11 protein-coding genes and 1 pseudogene are annotated in these 16,623 nt (G+C 69.5%); 9 read left to right on the top strand and 3 right to left on the bottom strand.

Features of this window, described 5'->3' with window-relative positions; genetic code table 11:
- Positions 1-125: DUF4241 domain-containing protein (locus ABZ793_RS33555; protein WP_357464816.1), on the top strand; the 125-nt coding region annotated here is incomplete at its 5' end.
- Positions 126-166: 41 nt separating this feature from the next.
- On the opposite strand, the gene ABZ793_RS33550 is transcribed toward ABZ793_RS33555, so the two are convergent.
- On the bottom strand, positions 167-1,000 hold the full coding sequence (locus ABZ793_RS33550; protein ID WP_357464814.1) for a hypothetical protein: 834 nt from the start codon (positions 998-1,000) through the stop codon (positions 167-169).
- Positions 1,001-1,172: 172 nt separating this feature from the next.
- On the opposite strand from ABZ793_RS33550, the gene ABZ793_RS33545 reads away from it, so the two are divergent.
- Entirely contained in the window at positions 1,173-1,661 is a 489-nt protein-coding gene (locus tag ABZ793_RS33545; protein WP_357464812.1) for a GNAT family N-acetyltransferase, read from the top strand.
- Between the two features lie 372 nt (positions 1,662-2,033).
- Here the strand turns inward: ABZ793_RS33545 and ABZ793_RS33540 are convergent, their stop codons facing one another.
- Entirely contained in the window at positions 2,034-2,939 is a 906-nt protein-coding gene (locus ABZ793_RS33540; RefSeq protein WP_357464810.1) for an EamA family transporter, read from the bottom strand.
- 423 nt (positions 2,940-3,362) lie between these two features.
- Here ABZ793_RS33540 and ABZ793_RS33535 point away from each other — a divergent pair, with 423 nt between their 5' ends.
- The 5 genes from ABZ793_RS33535 (at position 3,363) to ABZ793_RS33515 (ending at position 13,810) form a co-directional block, all read left to right on the top strand.
- Positions 3,363-3,887, top strand: coding sequence for a hypothetical protein (locus ABZ793_RS33535; RefSeq protein ID WP_357464808.1), 525 nt, complete (start codon positions 3,363-3,365; stop codon positions 3,885-3,887).
- 101 nt (positions 3,888-3,988) lie between these two features.
- Positions 3,989-4,378: a hypothetical protein gene (locus tag ABZ793_RS33530; protein WP_357464806.1), complete on the top strand. Its 390-nt coding sequence runs from the start codon at positions 3,989-3,991 to the stop codon at positions 4,376-4,378.
- 547 nt (positions 4,379-4,925) lie between these two features.
- Positions 4,926-7,724: an AAA family ATPase gene (locus ABZ793_RS33525; RefSeq protein WP_357464803.1), complete on the top strand. Its 2,799-nt coding sequence runs from the start codon at positions 4,926-4,928 to the stop codon at positions 7,722-7,724.
- Between the two features lie 447 nt (positions 7,725-8,171).
- Positions 8,172-11,330 (top strand): S8 family serine peptidase, encoded by a 3,159-nt coding sequence (locus ABZ793_RS33520; protein WP_357464801.1) that lies wholly within the window; start codon positions 8,172-8,174, stop codon positions 11,328-11,330.
- A 44-nt stretch (positions 11,331-11,374) separates the two neighbouring features.
- Entirely contained in the window at positions 11,375-13,810 is a 2,436-nt protein-coding gene (locus ABZ793_RS33515; protein WP_357464799.1) for a hypothetical protein, read from the top strand.
- A gap of 381 nt (positions 13,811-14,191) precedes the next feature.
- On the opposite strand, the gene ABZ793_RS33510 is transcribed toward ABZ793_RS33515, so the two are convergent.
- On the bottom strand, positions 14,192-15,016 hold the full coding sequence (locus ABZ793_RS33510) for an SAM-dependent methyltransferase (RefSeq protein WP_357464797.1): 825 nt from the start codon (positions 15,014-15,016) through the stop codon (positions 14,192-14,194).
- Positions 15,017-15,266: 250 nt separating this feature from the next.
- Between ABZ793_RS33510 and ABZ793_RS33505 the strand changes: the two are divergent.
- Together ABZ793_RS33505 and ABZ793_RS33500 are read left to right on the top strand one after the other, a co-directional pair.
- Positions 15,267-15,380: pseudogene (locus ABZ793_RS33505) on the top strand (GntR family transcriptional regulator); the annotation flags it as partial.
- A gap of 249 nt (positions 15,381-15,629) precedes the next feature.
- Positions 15,630-16,394: an aminoglycoside phosphotransferase family protein gene (locus tag ABZ793_RS33500; RefSeq protein ID WP_357464795.1), complete on the top strand. Its 765-nt coding sequence runs from the start codon at positions 15,630-15,632 to the stop codon at positions 16,392-16,394.
- Positions 16,395-16,623 lie beyond the last annotated feature (229 nt).

Raw genomic sequence — 16,623 nt, 5'->3', positions numbered from 1 at the left:
CCAGCGGCTGGGGCGACGGCGCCTACCCCACCTGGATCGGCTACGACACCACCGATGCCGTGACCTGCTTCGTCGCGGACATGCTGCTGTTTCCCACCGGCGACCACGACGAGGACGACGACTGACGGCGTGTAGGGCGCGGATCGCGGCAGAGGCCGTTATCTGATCAAGGTATCTGCAGGACGGGCCGCACCGGAGTCTCCCCGATGAGGCCGCCGTCGTAGACGGCATCCGCCAGGTCCGGGTCGCGGTAGGCGGTGGCGAGGGTGAGCCAGGTCAGAAAGTTGCCATAGCCACCGCACAGTGCCGCGCCGCCGTCCCCGCCGCACAGGACCGCTGGGTCGGTGGTGAACTCGGCCCGGTACGGGTCGTCTCCGATGACCAGGCCGAACAGGTTCGGTGCTTGGATGAGGGGCACGTCGCCGTAAGGTTCGCCCTCGGGATACTCGTCGCCCCAGCGGAACAGGCTGGTGGCCCCGGCTGCGCAGGCGTACTCCCACTCGTCGGGAGTCGGGGGTCGTAGGCCGCGGCGGTCGAGTCCGGCCATCAGCCAGGCGTGGTCGTACTCCTCGTCGCTGTCGTCGAGGTCGGCCTCGTCGTCGGCTGCCAGCAGCGCGTCGGTTTCCTCGGAGCGAACCGCGACGAGCCGGGCCGGTAGAAACACGTGGCGCGGCGGCGAGGTGGCCTCGGCTACGAAACGGTCGAGCGGCCTGGTGAGGTCGTACTGTGCGGTGGCCGTAGTGAAGTCGGTGAGCTGCCGGGCGCTGGGAACGAAGCGATCGGCGTCATGGCCGAGCTGTACGGCGCCGCCTGGCACCAAGGCGTAGCGGATGCCGTCGCGATCGAAAAATGCGACCCGCCCGGTCCGGCCGGCGCACGCGTGCGGACCTATGCCGGCGAGACGGACCTCGGTGCTACGCGCGATGGCAGCGGCGGTACGGCCGGCTGCCTCGTCGGACAGGCCCAACCAAGCAGACAACGTGAGATCGGCGTGCGACACGTGGGCATTATGCCGGCAGGCCACGTTCTGAGCACGGGCGACAAGCAGGGCCCACCAGACGGGGCGTGACGGACCTCGGCGGCTCGGCGCGCACGGTGCGCGGCATGTGTGCGCACCCGATCCTGCTATTGCTCGGACCGTGCCCGTCGTTGCCGCGGTATATCGTCGGGAGATGCTGCTGCGTGACGTGGAACCTGCCGATCTCGCGGCCTACGTCCGTATGCGTTGCGATCCGGTCATGATGACGGAACTCGGCGGCCCACAGCCGCGTGAACGCATTCCAGGTCAGCTCCAGCGTGACCTTGAAACGGTTTCCGAGGGCAGTGCTTGGATCAAGATGATCGTTCCCGATGACTCGATGCAGGTGGCGGGAACGGTGACGCTATACAGCCACGACGGCATCTCCGAGATCGGCTGGATGGTCCTACCGGAGTTTCGGGGCAGAGGCTTGGCGAGTGAAGCCGTTCGTGTCGTACTCGGCCTTGCCCGAGCGGACGGCCGTTGGGGACTGATCCACGCGTTTCCGAGCAGGACGAACGCAGCATCGAACGCAATCTGCCGCTCGGCCGGCTTCTCGCCTGCCGGCGAGGAGGAGACGACCTTCGCTGGGCGCACGTTCCAAACCAACCATTGGGTGGTCGATTCGTCTGCCCCCGCCTGACCGGCCAGCCCGGCAGTTCCCGCAGAAGTTGGTGCACAGTCTGTCCAGAACGGCGTGGCGGCTCCGTCCCAGAAAAGGATGCGGTCACCGTGGCCGCACAAGGCAAGGAGACCCTGCCTGACGATCCAGCGGATGGACAACGTCCTGATCGTTGTCGCCGGACTGGCCGAACAGCTCGGCTGAAGTTTTCCGACGGGGACGAGCCGTCGACAAATCTGCCGATCATGGCGGCAGCAGGAACGCACTGCCTTCGGCATGAGTAGATGCCGGGTAGTTCTCAACCGCGGCGACCGACTGGCACGGTGTCGACCGACCAGCGCGGCTGCTCAGCGACAGATGCGGATACTCGCAGTGCTATCGCGGGAAATCGCTTCAGGCCGGGATGGGATGTTTCTCGGTGGAGCGGAGGGCGGCAACTGCGATGAGGATCAGGGCTCCTCCCAGAAGGGCGGGCCAGGGCAGGCGCTCGCCGAGAAGAGCGGCGGCGAGCAGGGCCGCGGATACCGGTTCGAGCAGTGTCGCCACGGTTGCCACTGATCCGGAGGTGGTGCGCAGGCCGGCGTAGAGCAGGCCGTAGGCCAAGGCCATGGTGGCGATGCCGAGGTAGGACAGCAGGCCCAGAGACGCTGCGCTCGTCCCGATCAGGGGGTCGTTACCCACTGCGGCGACGAGCAGGAAAGGAGCGAGCGCGACGGCGCCGACGGTTGTGGTGCAGGTGGTCAACGCCACGGGATCGGTTCGCTGCGCGATGGTGTGTCCCAGAACTGTCGTCGCTGCGTATGTCGCCCCGGCGGTCACGGCAAGAAGGAGACCGAGGTACGGCGAGTCGCCGGGCCCTGCTGATCCGTGGCCTGCCGTCGCGCTGATGAGTATCAGCCCGGTCAGCGCGGCGGCCAGCACCCCTGCCTCCCGAGCTGAGGGCCGGGTGCGGGCACGCAGATGTTCCCAGACCGCGGCCAGGATCGGAGCAAGGCCCAAGGAGACCACGGTGGCCACGCTGACCCCGACCATCAGCACCGAGACGAAGTAGAGGCCCTGATAGGCGGCGGTGCCGCAGCCCACCAGCACGGCCATACCCGGGTGATCGCGCACCGTTGCTCGCACCACTGGGGCGCGGCGTGTCACGACGGCGAACCCGATCAGCGCGACCGCCGCGAGCAGCATCCTCCAGGCGCTGACGGTCATCGCACCGAGTCCGTCACGTTCGTGCAGCACGGTGACCGCCAGGCCACCGGTTCCCCACAGCACTCCGGCGGCGCAGACCTGAAGCAGGCCCATCCGGGATCCTCGTTGCGTCATGGTTGGTCGTCCTCGGGCAGGAAAGCCTCAGCGGCGGGGTCTTGCCAAGAGATGTGAACGCCTTTGAACAGCACTGGCCGATTGACGGCGGAACGAGTCCGTCTGGTGGCGACCCCGCGCGCCGGCACCACGCAGTCGGCTACTGCCACCGGCTGGTCCGGTGCGAGCCAGAAGGGCTCTCCGCCAGTGTGGCGGTCGCCCGTGGGCACCTCGTCCAAAGCCATTCCGCCAGGTTAGGCGAGGCTTCGCCCAGACTGCCGCGAGACCGTACGCCGAACAAGAACACGTCGAGAAGCTGCTGGCAGGGCACCTCGAACGACTACTACCCAGACGCGCCTGCGGCACGCCCGGACCATCGCAGCGCGCCCCAGCGATGTCTCTGCCTTCGGCTATCGTCGTCAGGTGCCCGCTGCCCGCACCGCCGTGGCCGTCCTTGTCGCTCTCACGGTCGTCGACGTCTTCCACACCATGGTCGCCCTCGCAGTGTACGAGCACCGGATCGGCGTCGTGACCCACGACGGGTCCGGCGCGGTGGACATACTTGACACTGTCGTGCCGCTTCGTGAGCTGTCGTCGGCGATGTTCTGGCTGCTGCTTCTCACGCTGCTTGCCGCCGTCGTCGGCGTCGCCAACTGGTTCGTCCGGACCCGGCGCACCAGGTTACCGGTCGCGCCCACAGCGCCGGTGGCCCGGTGGTGGATGAGCGCCATCGTCGCCGTACCCCTCAACCTGATCGCAGCCGTGCAGTTCCTGTCCGCCACCGCGAACGGGGGTGAGTACATGCGCACCGTCCAGGCAGAGACCACCCTGCTGCTGGTCGCCGCATCCGTGGCACTTGTAATCACCACGGCCGCCGGTATCCAGGTCGTTCGGCGCACCGCAGCACACCCGCAGCACACTGCCGGTGCCGCAGCCACAACGGCGTAGTCGTCCCAGTCGTCCGGGCGGGACCGGTGCTGCCGGTGCGGCGGCACGCCAGACATCCGCTCATCGCGATGGCCACTTGACCCTGCCCGCATAATGCCAGGATGACTGGCGACCGCGTGATGTCGGACGGCTCGCGGCCTTTCCAGGAACGCGTCCGGCACCTCCGCGATGCCTGGGTCCGGGACGGACGCGGTCACGCTTTCCTGGTCACCGGCACGGCGTTCTTCGCGGTGTACTGCTGGAGCCTGAACTACAAGATCAGCGACCCGGCGGCTCCGGCGTACGATGCCGAGCTGGCCGAGTTCGTCGCCGCCTCGTACGAACTCAATGGCGGGTCCGTCGGCTGGAACGCCATGCTCTCCCGCCGCGAGATCTGTTCCACCTGCCATGACTGGTACCGACTGGAAAACCTCGGGATCTGCACCGGCTGCATGCGACACACCTGCTACGGCTGCGGCGATCATGAATGGTGCGCCGGCGAGCTGCTTTGATCGCGGAGCTGTCGGTCAAGCGACGCGCTCCCATCGGCTACTCGGCGTGCACGTCGGCGTTGGTGGGATCGGCGGCGGTTCGGTGTTCCTCAGTGGACTCCAGCATCTCCCCCATGCACCGGTCCTGGCCGCTCGCCCTGCTCCGAGCAGGACACCGTACGGCGGCGCGGCGCGACACGTGCCCGCCTCGTCCGCTGAATAGGCCGTACCGATCGCCGGCCGGCTGCGGCAGAATGCCAGGCAAGCGGCTCCGGCGGCGTAGGCCGGGCGGACAGTTTCGGCCGCCCCCCAGCCGCCCGATCCCTCGGGGAGGACGACCATGCCGCACCATCGCCACTCCGCCCGCCGGCAGGTCCCCGGGAGTTCGGGTCCCCTGCGCCGGGCGGCCCGACGGCCGCGCGCCTAGCTCGGGTACGCCAGGCGTTGACGGGTGAGCGTGATCCGGTTGGTGGCGGGGAACTCGGTCGTGCGGCGTGGGCCGGTCCCTGGCCAGCGGCGGATCTCCTCCCCCAGGCTCATCGGGCGCATCCGGGAGCTCGATCTGCTGGTGTCGACCCTGGCGACGCCGCCCGCCGCGGTGGTGCTGGAGGGAGAGGCGGGAGCCGGCAAGACCCGGCTGATCACCGAGGTACGAGCCCGACCTGAGCTTGCGGGGCTGAGGTTCGTGCTCGGGGCGAGCCGGCGGATCCGCGAGCCGTTCCCGTTGGGCCCCATCATCGACGCGGTCCGCGGGCTCGGCACGGAGCTGGCGGAGACCCGGCTGTCGCCGCTGGCTGGCGCGCTCCGGCCGTTGCTGCCCGAGCTCGCCGAGGCACTGCCACCGGCGCCGGAGCCACTGGACGACCCGGCTGCCGAACGCCACCGGGTGTTCCGTGCGCTGGCGGAGGTGCTGGGGTCGGTGGGTCCGGTGGTGCTGGTCCTGGAAGACCTGCACTGGGCCGACGAGCAGACCCTCGACTTCACGAGCTACCTGCTGGGTGATCTGCCAACGCAGCTGTCGGTGCTGCTGACGTTCCGCAGCGAGGAGGCGGCTCCGGGCGTACGGGCGTTGACGGCACGGTTGCCGGCGTCGACGAGGCACGCGCAGGTCGTGCTGGCCCCGCTGGACGCGGGGCAGACCGGTGCGCTGGCTGCGGCCATCCTCGGGCTGGCCCGGGTCTCCGAGGAGTTCGCCGACTACCTGTGCGAGTGGGCCTCCGGGCTGCCGTTCGCGATCGAGGAGCTGCTCGCGTTGTTGCAGGCGAACGGCCAACTGGTCCGCCGGAACGGCGGCTGGGCACGCCGGGAGCTGGGTGAGCTCAACGTGCCCACCGGAGTCCGTGACCAGGTGCTCGAACGCGTGGCGCACCTGTCCGACGAGGCCAGAGCGGTTGTCGAGGCGGCGGCCGTGTTGCACACGTCGGTACCGATGTCGGTGGTGGTGGCGACCTGCCGGATACCGGCGGCCCGGGCGTTGCCGGGCCTGGAGGAGGCGCTGGAGTCGGGCCTGCTCGTCGAGCATGGCGAGTTGGTGGGGTTCCGGCACGTGCTGGCCGCGCAGGCGGTGGAGGAGGCGTTGCCCGGCCCGCGCCGGCAGCAGCTGCACGGCCGGGCGGCGGCCGCGCTCGGCGCGCTCGATCCGATACCGCTGGGGCAGCGGGCACACCACCTTCGCCACGCTCGCCTGCTGGACGAGTGGGTACGCGCGGCCGAGCAGGCGGCGGATCAGGCGGCGGCGCTGCGGCACGACGCGGAGGCGGTCCGGCTGCTCGAAGACGTCGTACGCCATGGGCCGTTGTCCTCGCAGGAGCGCGCGCGGCTGGCGGTGAAGCTGGGCTGGGCCGCCCTTGAGATGGTGCGTACGCACGAGGTCGTCGACCTGCTCTGGGCGGTGCTCAACGAGAACGGGGCGCCAGCGATGCAGGGGGAACTGCGGTTCCTGCTGGCCTCGGCGCTCAACGTGGCTGGCGAGGATCCATCGGTGCAGCGCACGCTGTTCGCCACCGCCATCGAACAGCTGCCGCACCGGCCAGACCTGCGAGTGCGAGCGACGGTCGCGGTCGGGTTGCTGACCGCGTCCATCGGCACGGTCACCCGGGGTCGAGGCTGGCTCTACCGCGCGCTGGAGCTCCTCGCGGAGGTCCACGACCCGATGGTCGGCGTGTTCGTGCTGGGCAAGGTCGGGATGGGGCTGGTGACCCTCGGCGACCCCCGCTGGCGGCAGGTGCTCGACCGCATCGAAGCGGCCACCGGAAGCTCACCCCAGTCGCTGGCCGAGGTCAACGCGTACTTTTCGGTCGGCACCCAGTGTTGCTACTTCGGGCACCACGAGGTCGGGCAGCGGCTGCTGACGACTGCCCTGACGGGAGCGGTCAGGTACGGCAGCCGACGGTTGGAGCTGCTCACCCGGTCGGCGCTGGTCCTGCTGCACTATCTCCGGGGCACCTGGGACGCGCTGACCGACGGCACCGACGCCCTGCTCGACGCCCTGTCCGACTACCCGCTCGGCCGGATCGAAGCCGAGCTGGCGCTGGGTGGCCTGGCCCTCGGTCACGGCCACCTCGACGACGCCGAACACCGACTCGCCAGTGCCCGGCAATTGGCCGAGGATCTGGGCCTGGTGGAGTCGCTGGCGTTCCCGGCGAGTGGTTTGGCCCGCATCGCGCTCGCCCGGGGGGACGTCGACGCCGCGTTGACCGCGACGCAACGATGTCTCACGGTGTTGACCGGTAAGGAGGCGTGGGCGGCCGCGGCGCCGGTGCTACCGGCCGCCACCGAGGCACTGGTCGCCGCGGGCCAGCTGGCCGACGCCGACGTCCTGCTGACCGTCTACGAACACCGGTTGGGTGACCTGGACGTCTCCGTCGCCCCGGCCGTTCTCCGACACGCCAGGGGCCTGCTGGAGACGGCTGCCGGCGACCCGCCGCGAGCGGCCCGCCACCTCGTCGAGGCGGCTCACCACTACGACCGGCTGCCTTATCCCTACCAGGCGGCCCAGGCACGGGAGCAGGCGGCGTTGGCGCTGCTCGGTGCGGGTGACCACGAGGCCGGGGCCACCGAGCTGTCGGCGGCCCTGGCCACGTATCAGCGCCTGGGCGCCACCTGGGACTACGCCCGCGCGGTCGGCGCGGCTCGGCAGCGGGGCCTGTCGCTGCCCGGTCGCCGCCGGACCGGGCGGCCCAGCTACGGCAACGAGCTGTCACCGCGGGAGCGGGAGGTGGCCGAGCTGGCCGCCGCGGGTCGCACGAACAAGGAGATCGCCGCGGAGCTGTTCCTCTCCGTGTACACGGTCGAGCAGCACATCACGTCCGTACTGCGGAAGCTGCGCATCCGTTCCCGAGCGGCCATCGCGAGCCGGTTGAGCTGAGTGGTAAGCCGTTAGTTGCCGGGTTTCCGGGATTGTTCCCGTGCTGCCTCGCGGCCAGGCTGCTGCCATGCATCATCCTGAGCCCGACGAGACCCCTGGAGCGTCCGGGTCTCCCAGCGAACCAGCGTTCCCTGCCGGTGCGGTACGGCCGGCTGCGGGCGCACCGCCGAGCCCGGCCGAGGACGAGAACGCACCGGCGGGCGAGACGGCGGAGGGGACCCGGCACGAGGGCGGATGGCGGTCGGTATGAGCCCTTCCGCCGCTACGGACTCAGGCCCGACACGGGACAGCGGGCGAGACCGCACCGCGAGGACAGAGGAGAGTTCCTTGAATGGATTGGCGACGGGTTCCCCGACGCTCGTGAGCGCCCCTCGGCGGCGAAGGCTCCGACTGGGTGCCGTCCTGGTCACGGCAGTGCTGCTCGTCCTGGGGATGCCAGGAACGGCGATGGCCGCACCCACCCGGACGGCATCGGTCGAGCCGGCGCTGCACACCACACTTGCCGCGGACGGTACCGCCACCTTCTGGGTGTACCTGCGGGACCGGGCCGACCTTTCCGGCGCAGCCAAGATCACTGATCGGGCCGCGCAGGGCCGGTTCGTGTACGAGAGGCTGACCGGCACCGCCAGGGCCAGCCAGGCGGGTCTGGTGGCGATGCTGAAGGCCGCGGGAGCGAGCCACCAGCCGTACTGGATCGCCAACACGGTTCGGGTGACCGGCGACGCGGCGCTGCTGAAGCGGATCGCCGCCCGCCCAGAGGTCACCCAGATCACCGCCGACCAGGTCTACCAGCTCCCCACGCCGGAAGCAGCCGGCGAGGAATCGCAGATCACGGCCGTCGAGTGGAACATCAGCCGGGTCAACGCCCCGCAGGTGTGGCAGCAGTACGCGGTGACCGGTGAGGACATCGTGATCGGCAGCATCGACACGGGGGTGCGGTACAACCACCCGGCGCTGGTGAAGCAGTACCGGGGCAACCTGGGCAACGGCACGTTCGACCACAACTACAACTGGTGGGACCCGTCGAGCGTGTGCGGCGCGCCGTCGTTGGTGCCGTGCGACAACAACAACCACGGCACCCACACCGTGGGCACCATGGTCGGCAACGATGGCGGGGCCAACCAGATCGGGGTGGCGCCCGGGGCGAAGTGGATGGCCGCGAAGGGCTGCGAGTCCAACTCCTGCACGTCCTCCGCGCTGCTGTCCAGCGGGCAGTTCATGCTCGCCCCCACCGACCTGCGTGGAAAGAACCCGAACCCCGCGCTCCGCCCGCACATCATCAACAACTCCTGGGGTGGCGGCGCCACCACCTCCCCCTGGTACCAGCCCACTGTCCAGGCCTGGGTGGCGGCCGGGATCTTCCCCCAGTTCTCCAGCGGCAATCCGGGGTCAGCGTGTGGGCAGGCGGGCAACCCCGGCAACCTGCCCGAGGCGTACTCGGCCGGTGCGTTCGACGTCAACGGCACCCTGTACGTCAACTCCGGCCGCGGCCCGTCGGCTTGGGGCGCTGACCAGGTGAAACCAAACATTTCCGCCCCGGGTGTCGCGGTACGCTCGGCCTTCGCCAATGGCGGTTACGGCGCGCTCACCGGCACGTCGATGGCTTCCCCGCACGTGGCGGGCGTGGTCGCGCTGCTCTGGTCCGCCGCGCCCGCGCTGGAGCGCGACATCGCCGCCACCCGGTCCATCCTGGACGGCTCCGCCGTGGACACCGCGGATCTCACCTGTGGCGGTACCAGCGGCAACAACAACGTGTGGGGCCAGGGCAAGCTGGACGCCCTCGCCGCCGTCACCCGGGCGCCGCGTCCGGCGAAGGGACAGCTGACCGGCACGGTGCTCGCCGCCCCCACCAACACGCCGATCGCCGGTGCCACCATCACCATCGCCGGGTCGGTGAACCGGACCCGTACCACGGGGCCGGACGGCCGGTACGCGATCACCCTGCCCGCCGGCAGCTACACCGTGACCGCGTCGGCGTTCGGATACCAGGCGGCGAGCGGCCCGGCGACCGTCGTCGAGGGCGGCACCGCCGCCCGGGACTTCGCCCTGGTACCACCGGTCGGACGACAACTGAGCGTGGCACCCCGCTCGCTGGACTTCGGCGTGACGAAGATCGGCGACACGGCCGGGCCGTTGACGGCGACGCTGACCGGCACCGGCGCCGAACCGGTGACGGTCAGCGCGATCACCGAGCCGGGCGGCGGGTTCGCGCAGTCCGGCGGCACGTGTGGCGCGCTACCGGTCACGCTCTCGCACCTGCAGAGCTGCACTGTGACGTACACGTTCACGCCGACCGTTGAAGAGCCGGCGACGGCGCCGGTGACCGTGACCAGCGACGCGGTCGACGGTCCGCACGCGATCACACTGGAGGGCGTCGCCATCCGGGTGCCGCTGCGGGTCGACGCCGCGACGCTGGCGGCCGGGGAGAACGTACTCTTCTCCGGGTTGGTCGATCCCGCCGGCCGGTACGCGTACTTCGGTACGCAGACGTCCCCGGGTCGGGTGGTGAAGGTCGACCTGGGCACCTTCCAGCGGGTGGGTGCGATCACGCTGGCCGAGGGCGAGAACTACCTCAACTCGGCGGTGATCGACCCGGCCGGCAGGTACGCCTACCTCGGCACGGGCACCGCACCCGGCCGCATTGTGAAGATCGACCTGGCCACCTTCCAGCGGGTCGGCACGATCACGCTCGACAGCGGCGAGAACTACCTGCGGTCGGCGGTGATCGACCCGGCGGGGGCATACGCCTACTTCGGCACCGGCACCGCGCCGGGACGGGTGGTCAAGATCGACCTGAGCACCTTCCAGCGGGTGGACGCGGCCACGCTGAGCAGCGGCGTGGACAACCTGCGCTCCGCCGTGATCGACCCGGCGGGTAGGTACGCCTACTTCGGCACCGGCACCGCGCCCGGGCTCGTGGTGAAGCTCGACCTGACGACGATGGCGGAGGTCGGGGTGATCGCGATGGTGAGCGAGAGTCTCTTCTACTCGGCGGTGATCGACCCGGCGGGCAGGTACGCCTACTTCGGCACCGGCACGGCACCGGGACGCATCGTGAAGATCGACCTGGCCGGCTTCCAGCGGGTCGAGGCGATCGAACTCGCGACCGGCGAGAACTCGCTGCTGACGGCGGCGATCGACCCGGCCGGTCGGTACGCCTACTTCGGCACCGGCACCGCACCCGGCGGGGTCGTGAAGATCGAGCTCACCGGCTTCCAGCGGGTCGGTGCGGCCACGCTGGCCGACGGCGAGAACTCGCTGCTGTCCGCGGTGATCGACCCGCAGGGTGGCTTCGTCTATCTCGGCACGCTGAGCTCGCCGGGTCGGGTGGTGAAGGTGAAGGTCGACACGGCGATCCAGCTCAGCGCCGCAGCACATCGGGTGCGGGGGAACGCCGTCGTGAATCTGGCCTGGGACGGCGCTACCTCGACCAACGTCGACGTCTTCCGCGACGGCAGGCTCGTCGCCACGGTGCCCAACAACGGCACGTACGCCGACGCCGTCGACGGCTCAGGCGCCGTCACGTACACCTACCGGGTGTGCCACGCCGGCACGCTGAAGTGCTCGAACAAGAGCACCGTGCGGTTCGCAGGCCAGCAGGGATGACCAATCACGTCGGCGCCCACCCCCAACGAAGGAGACAACGAGTCATGAGTACGAGTCGACTGCGACGTGCTCTGGGTGCCCTGCTGGCGCTCGGCCTCACCGGCGGCACGGTGCTGGCAGCCAGCACGGCCGCCGCCGATACGGCAGCCAGCGACAACCAGTGGACGGACAGCTCGGGTGTGACCGCGGACGCGTACGGACACCACCCGGACGGCGTTGCCGCGACGCCCACGGTGGGCGAGACCGCTTCTGCGGTGACGTCCACGGCGGCGGCCTGGTCGCTGCTCGGGCCGCCCGGTGGCGACATCTACGACACCGCTGTGTCCACCGCGGATCCGAAAATCGTGCTGGCCGGCTACGCACCGGGCGGTGGATACAACGGAGGTCTGTACCGCTCCGGCGATGGCGGCACCACCTGGTCCGAGGTGCCGGCGCTGCACGGCAGGAGCGTCTTCGCCATCGAGTTCACCGCTGGCGGAACGGCCTACGTCGGCACCCAGGACGGGGTGTGGCGCAGCAACGACGGTGGCCTGACCTGGGTCGCCGGCAACCTCAACATCGGCCTCAACGACCAGGTCCTGAGCGTCGCGGTCGACCCGGTCAACCCGTCGGTGCTGTGGGCCGGGATCGCCAGTGGCCTGGGTGCCCAGAAGGTCAACCTCATGCGGTCGGCCGACGGCGGCGTGACCTGGACCAACCGGACCCCGGCGATGGGTGCCGCGCTGTCCGGCAGGGCGATCGCGATCGACCCGAACGACCCGAACACGGTGATCGTCGCGTTCGACGCCGGCCAGGTGTGGGTCACCCGGGACAGCGGGGTCACCTGGACGAAACGCTCCGCCGGCCTTCCCCCCAGCCCGTTGTTCGACATCGGGTACGACGGAACGCGGCTGCTTGTCGGTGGCGGCCAGCTCTTCTCGAACCAGTACCTCGGTCTCTACCAGTCGACCGACCTCGGTGTGACCTGGACCCCACTGCACAACAGCAGCTGGCCGACTCCGGTGGTCCACGGCATCGCCGTGGATCCGCACGACCGGGACACGATCCTGGTGACCACGGCCGGTACCGGTGTCCACCGCACCACCGACGGCGGAGCGACCTGGGAGATCAGTGTTGGCGGTACCAACACTCTGACCGGGCGGTCGATCCGCTTCGCGCCCGGCAACTCGCGGCAGGTCATTCTCGGCACCGACACGCAGGCCGTCTTCCGCTCCACCGACGGCGGCACGTCGTTCGCCCAGTCGTCGAACGGCATCGCCGAGATCGACCTCCGCTCCATCGACGTCAACCCGCGTGATCCGAACGAGATGGCGATCGCCTTCCAGGGACAGAACACCGGCGGTGTCTACTCCACCGTTGACGGTGGTGCCAGCTGGAAGCGGGAGCCGGTGCCGCCGACCCGGTACAGCACCGTCCGATTCGCCCCGGACGGCACGCTCCACGCCCTCTCCAACGGCCCCACGACGGTGGCCCAGGAGGGGCTCTACCGGCGCGGAGGCGACGGGAGCTGGACCGTACTCGGCCCCGACCAGGGGGCCTACTACGAGTCTGACCTCACGACGATCCGGTTCAGCCGCACCGACCCGGACCTGATCGTCCTCGCCGGCGCCGACTTCGGGTACGCCGGCACCGAAGCCACGATCTGGCGCACGCTGGACCGCGGCAGGACCTGGGCCAAGGTTCACGAGGGAACGTCCGGCCAGGCGGCTCTCGACATCGAGATCGTGGAGAACGGCACCGACCAGGAAATGATCGCGGCGATCAACGACCGGAGCGGTGCCTACGCCAGTAGTGTCCTGCGCTCGGAAGACGGCGGCACGTCGTGGTTCACGTCGATGATCGGCCTGTCCGGTAGGTACATGAATCCATACCTGTGCGCGTCGTCCCACGACCCGCACGTCGTCTACATGGCGGCCTGGTTGAGCTTCAGTTCCACTGGCGTGTACCGCAGCCTGGACGGTGGCGTCACGTGGGAATCCACCGGCTGGACGAGCAACGCCACCGTTGCCGACCTGGCCTGTGACCCGGCCGACGGGCGGACTCTGTACATGTCGCTGAACACCGACCCCCGGGTCGTCCGCTCCACGGACGCCGGCACCACGTTCTCCCCGTTCGACAGTGGCATCGAATCGGTACGGCAACCTCGGACGCTGACCTTCGCCGGCCCGTCCCGCCTGCTGCTGGCTACCGCGAAGGGAAGCTACGCGACCAACCTCGACCGCGACACCATCACCCTCGGCACCTCGGTACGCCGGGACAGGGGCCAACTCGCGGTGGATCTGACCTGGCAGGGGGCAACCTCCGTCGACGTCGACATCTACCGCGACGGCACGCTGGTCGACACGGTGCCGAACGACGGCGCCCACACCGATCCCATCGACGTCCAAGGCCGCGGCACCGCTACGTACCAGGTGTGCCGGGCGGACAGTTCGATCTGCTCAGCCAAGACGACGGTGGCGTACGGCGGGCCACCGGCCTGAGCCGGCGGGGTCGTGAACAACCGCGTGGTGATGGCCCGTACGGGCCATCACCACGCGGGGCGGCCATCACGTACCAGGGAGCGTTCGACCCGCGGCGCAATCATGATCAGGGAAGGCAGCGAGGGAACGCCTGACAGTCGAGGCGACCGATCCCTCAACTGCCGCCCACGGGTAGCCTCCGGCTGCGGCGATCCGATGGTCCTCAATCCGACTCGGCATCCAACCGGGTACGCGCCGCAAGCAGGGGCGGGTGCAGTTGAGCGCCGTTTCGACGCCGGTCCGCGCAGTTCAGGGCCGTCCAGTGCGCCCTGCTGCTCCCAAACTGCTCTCCCGACGCAGTCCTGGGGACGGTGGTCGGAACGGATCCACCGACGTTGAAGGTCAGGGCTTGCGGGCGACGCCGGCCCAGTAGTAGGCCGCGTGCGGGTCGTCCGAGCCGGCGTCATCGGGTCGCCACGCCATGACGGGCACGATGCCCGGCTCGATCAACTCCCACCCGTCGAAGAACCGCTCCACCTCGGCGCGGGTGCGCGGCACCAGCGTCATGTGGCCCTGGTTGGCGGCGGCCACCGCCGCGGCCATCTCTGAGGGGTTGAAGTCCTGGGTCGGGTGGGTGATGGCCAGGTAGCTGCCAGAGGGCAAGGCCCGCATGATGGTACGCAGCGTCTCCCTCGGCTCGTCCTCGTCGCGCAACAGCATGAGCACCGCGATGAGCGTGAGCGCCACGGGCCGGCTCAGGTCTAGCGTGTCGGTGAGGCGGTCGGCGAGGATCGTCTCCGGCCGGCGCAGGTCGGCGTGGATGTACTCACTGCGCCCCTCCTCGCTGCTGATCATCAGCGCCCGGGCGTGCGCCAGCACGATGGGATCGTTGTCTACGTACACCACCCGGGTCTCGGGCGCCAGCGCCTGGGCGACCTCGTGCAGGTTTGGCCGGGTGGGGATGCCGGTGCCGATGTCGAGGAACTGGCGGATTCCAGCCTCGGTCACCAGGTAGCGGGCCACCCGGTGGACGAACCGCCGGTTCTCGGCGGCCATCGTCCGCAGGTTGGGAATCGCCTCGATCAACGCGGCGCCCACCGCCCGGTCGACGGCGAAGTTGTCCTTCCCACCGAGCCACCAATCGTAGACCCGGGCCGAGTGCGGTACGGAGACGTCCACACCGGTGGGCGGAATCTCCTCAGTACGGCTTCCGGCGTGACGCGTCACGGTCGACTCCCTCGATGAGGCCGGGATGGACGTGCGTAGCCTAGATGACGTCCACCCGCCCCGCGATCCGGTCCTATTCGGAGGATGACCGCACTTCCGCCGGCCAGACCGCGAGAGTGAGGAGAAACAGCGATTGGTGCGCTGAGCGCACCGACACGCTGGGCTACGCGGACACTCGCTGGTCCGCACGATCGGCGGCATGAGAGTGAACGACCGACGGCCGAGGATGTGCGGCGGTTCCGCCTCTCGGTTGATCGAGCATTACGGGGTCACCGAGCCGGTGATCGACCGAGCCATGCAGGCGCTATGGATCAAGGGCATGATCGAGACCCTGCCCGGCGTAGGCGTCTTCGTCGCCGAGTAGGCCCTCCCTACAGTCAGACGGCAGCCGGGACCCCTCGCTTGTAAGTTCTGGGCGTTTCATCCCGCAACATCGTCCGCGTACGCGACCTCCGACTATGGTCCGCGCTCGGCTGCTGGCGGCTGTCCTCGTCCGGGCTGTTTGCTGTCACCGTTGCTGTCGACAGCCACCTCTCACGACGGCCCCGGAGCGGTAATCACCGGCATGTCGCATGGTCAGTCTGTTGGGGGCGGCTTTCGTAACATGGTCACCGTGCACGGGTTCGTGAAGCGTCGAGGCGTACCAGAGCCGGGTTCGATTCCCGAGGTCCTGGACATGTTCCGTGCCGAGGTGCGCTTCTATCGCGAGATCGCGCCGGTCGTGGGTGTCCGAGTGCCTGCCTGCCTTCACTCCGAGATAGCCGCGGAAGGCACGACGCTGGTGCTCGAAGACCTCTCCTCATGGCAACCGGGAGCCGACCCGATCGCGCACGCCCAACTGTTGTCGCACATGCATCAGCATTGGGCCGGGCAGGCTCCGCTGAGGTGGCCGTGGCTGCGTCCGGTGGGTGCAGCCGCCGACCTGGTCGGCGACCTGTTCGACCGGACGATGCCAACCCTGGCAGCACGCCCTGACCTGCCCGCTAACCTGCGATCGCTCGCTGGGCGACTTGTAGGGCGGGTGCCAATGGTCGAACAGGACATCGCCTCGGCAGGCCCGCTCACCCTCGTACATGGCGACGCGTCCGCACACAACGTCCGCACGAGCCCGAACGGGGAGCTGGCACTTCTCGACTGGGAAGACGTTTCGGCCGCCCCCGGGGTCATCGACCTCGCCTGGCTCCTGCTGTCCTCCGTCGACCCCTCCCAATGGGCCGCCGTCACGGCCGCCTACGGACCTGCCGAACACCTGACCACGGTCCTACCCGCCGTCGTGGTACAAGGACTCCTCTCCTTCGCTGACACCGCGGAAGGGTCCGCCGAGGCTCAAGCGTGGATCGGCCGGCTCAACGCGGCTGAGCACTGGCTGGCTGCCTAGGCACAACTGTGATCGGGAAGCGCCGGTCAGTCAGAAGGTCAGACGTTGAAGCGGAACTGAGAGGCGCTACCTCGCGACCAGGGCGAACGGTGCTCGACGCCTGCTCATGCGTGTCTCGGGCCTGCCATGGTTCGTCACTAGTGCCGCATCAGGCAACGTTTGCCCTGTCGTGACGTGACGCGCCGTCCGGATGCTGGTCCGGACGGCGCGGTGTCGCCAGGCTGTCCGG

The organism is Micromonospora sp. NPDC047465 (genome assembly GCF_040643125.1).
Taxonomy (GTDB): Bacteria; Actinomycetota; Actinomycetes; order Mycobacteriales; family Micromonosporaceae; genus Micromonospora.
This window is presented reverse-complemented; position numbering and strand designations above follow the sequence as displayed.

Excerpts from the sequence above, each read along its gene's own strand:
- ABZ793_RS33520 (WP_357464801.1), top strand. The coding sequence starts at position 8,172 with ATGGCCGCACCCACCCGGACGGCATCGGTCGAGCCGGCGCTGCACACC.
- ABZ793_RS33515 (WP_357464799.1), top strand. The coding sequence starts at position 11,375 with ATGAGTACGAGTCGACTGCGACGTGCTCTGGGTGCCCTGCTGGCGCTC.
- ABZ793_RS33540 (WP_357464810.1), bottom strand. The coding sequence starts at position 2,939 with ATGGGCCTGCTTCAGGTCTGCGCCGCCGGAGTGCTGTGGGGAACCGGT.
- ABZ793_RS33545 (WP_357464812.1), top strand. The coding sequence starts at position 1,173 with ATGCTGCTGCGTGACGTGGAACCTGCCGATCTCGCGGCCTACGTCCGT.
- ABZ793_RS33530 (WP_357464806.1), top strand. The coding sequence starts at position 3,989 with ATGACTGGCGACCGCGTGATGTCGGACGGCTCGCGGCCTTTCCAGGAA.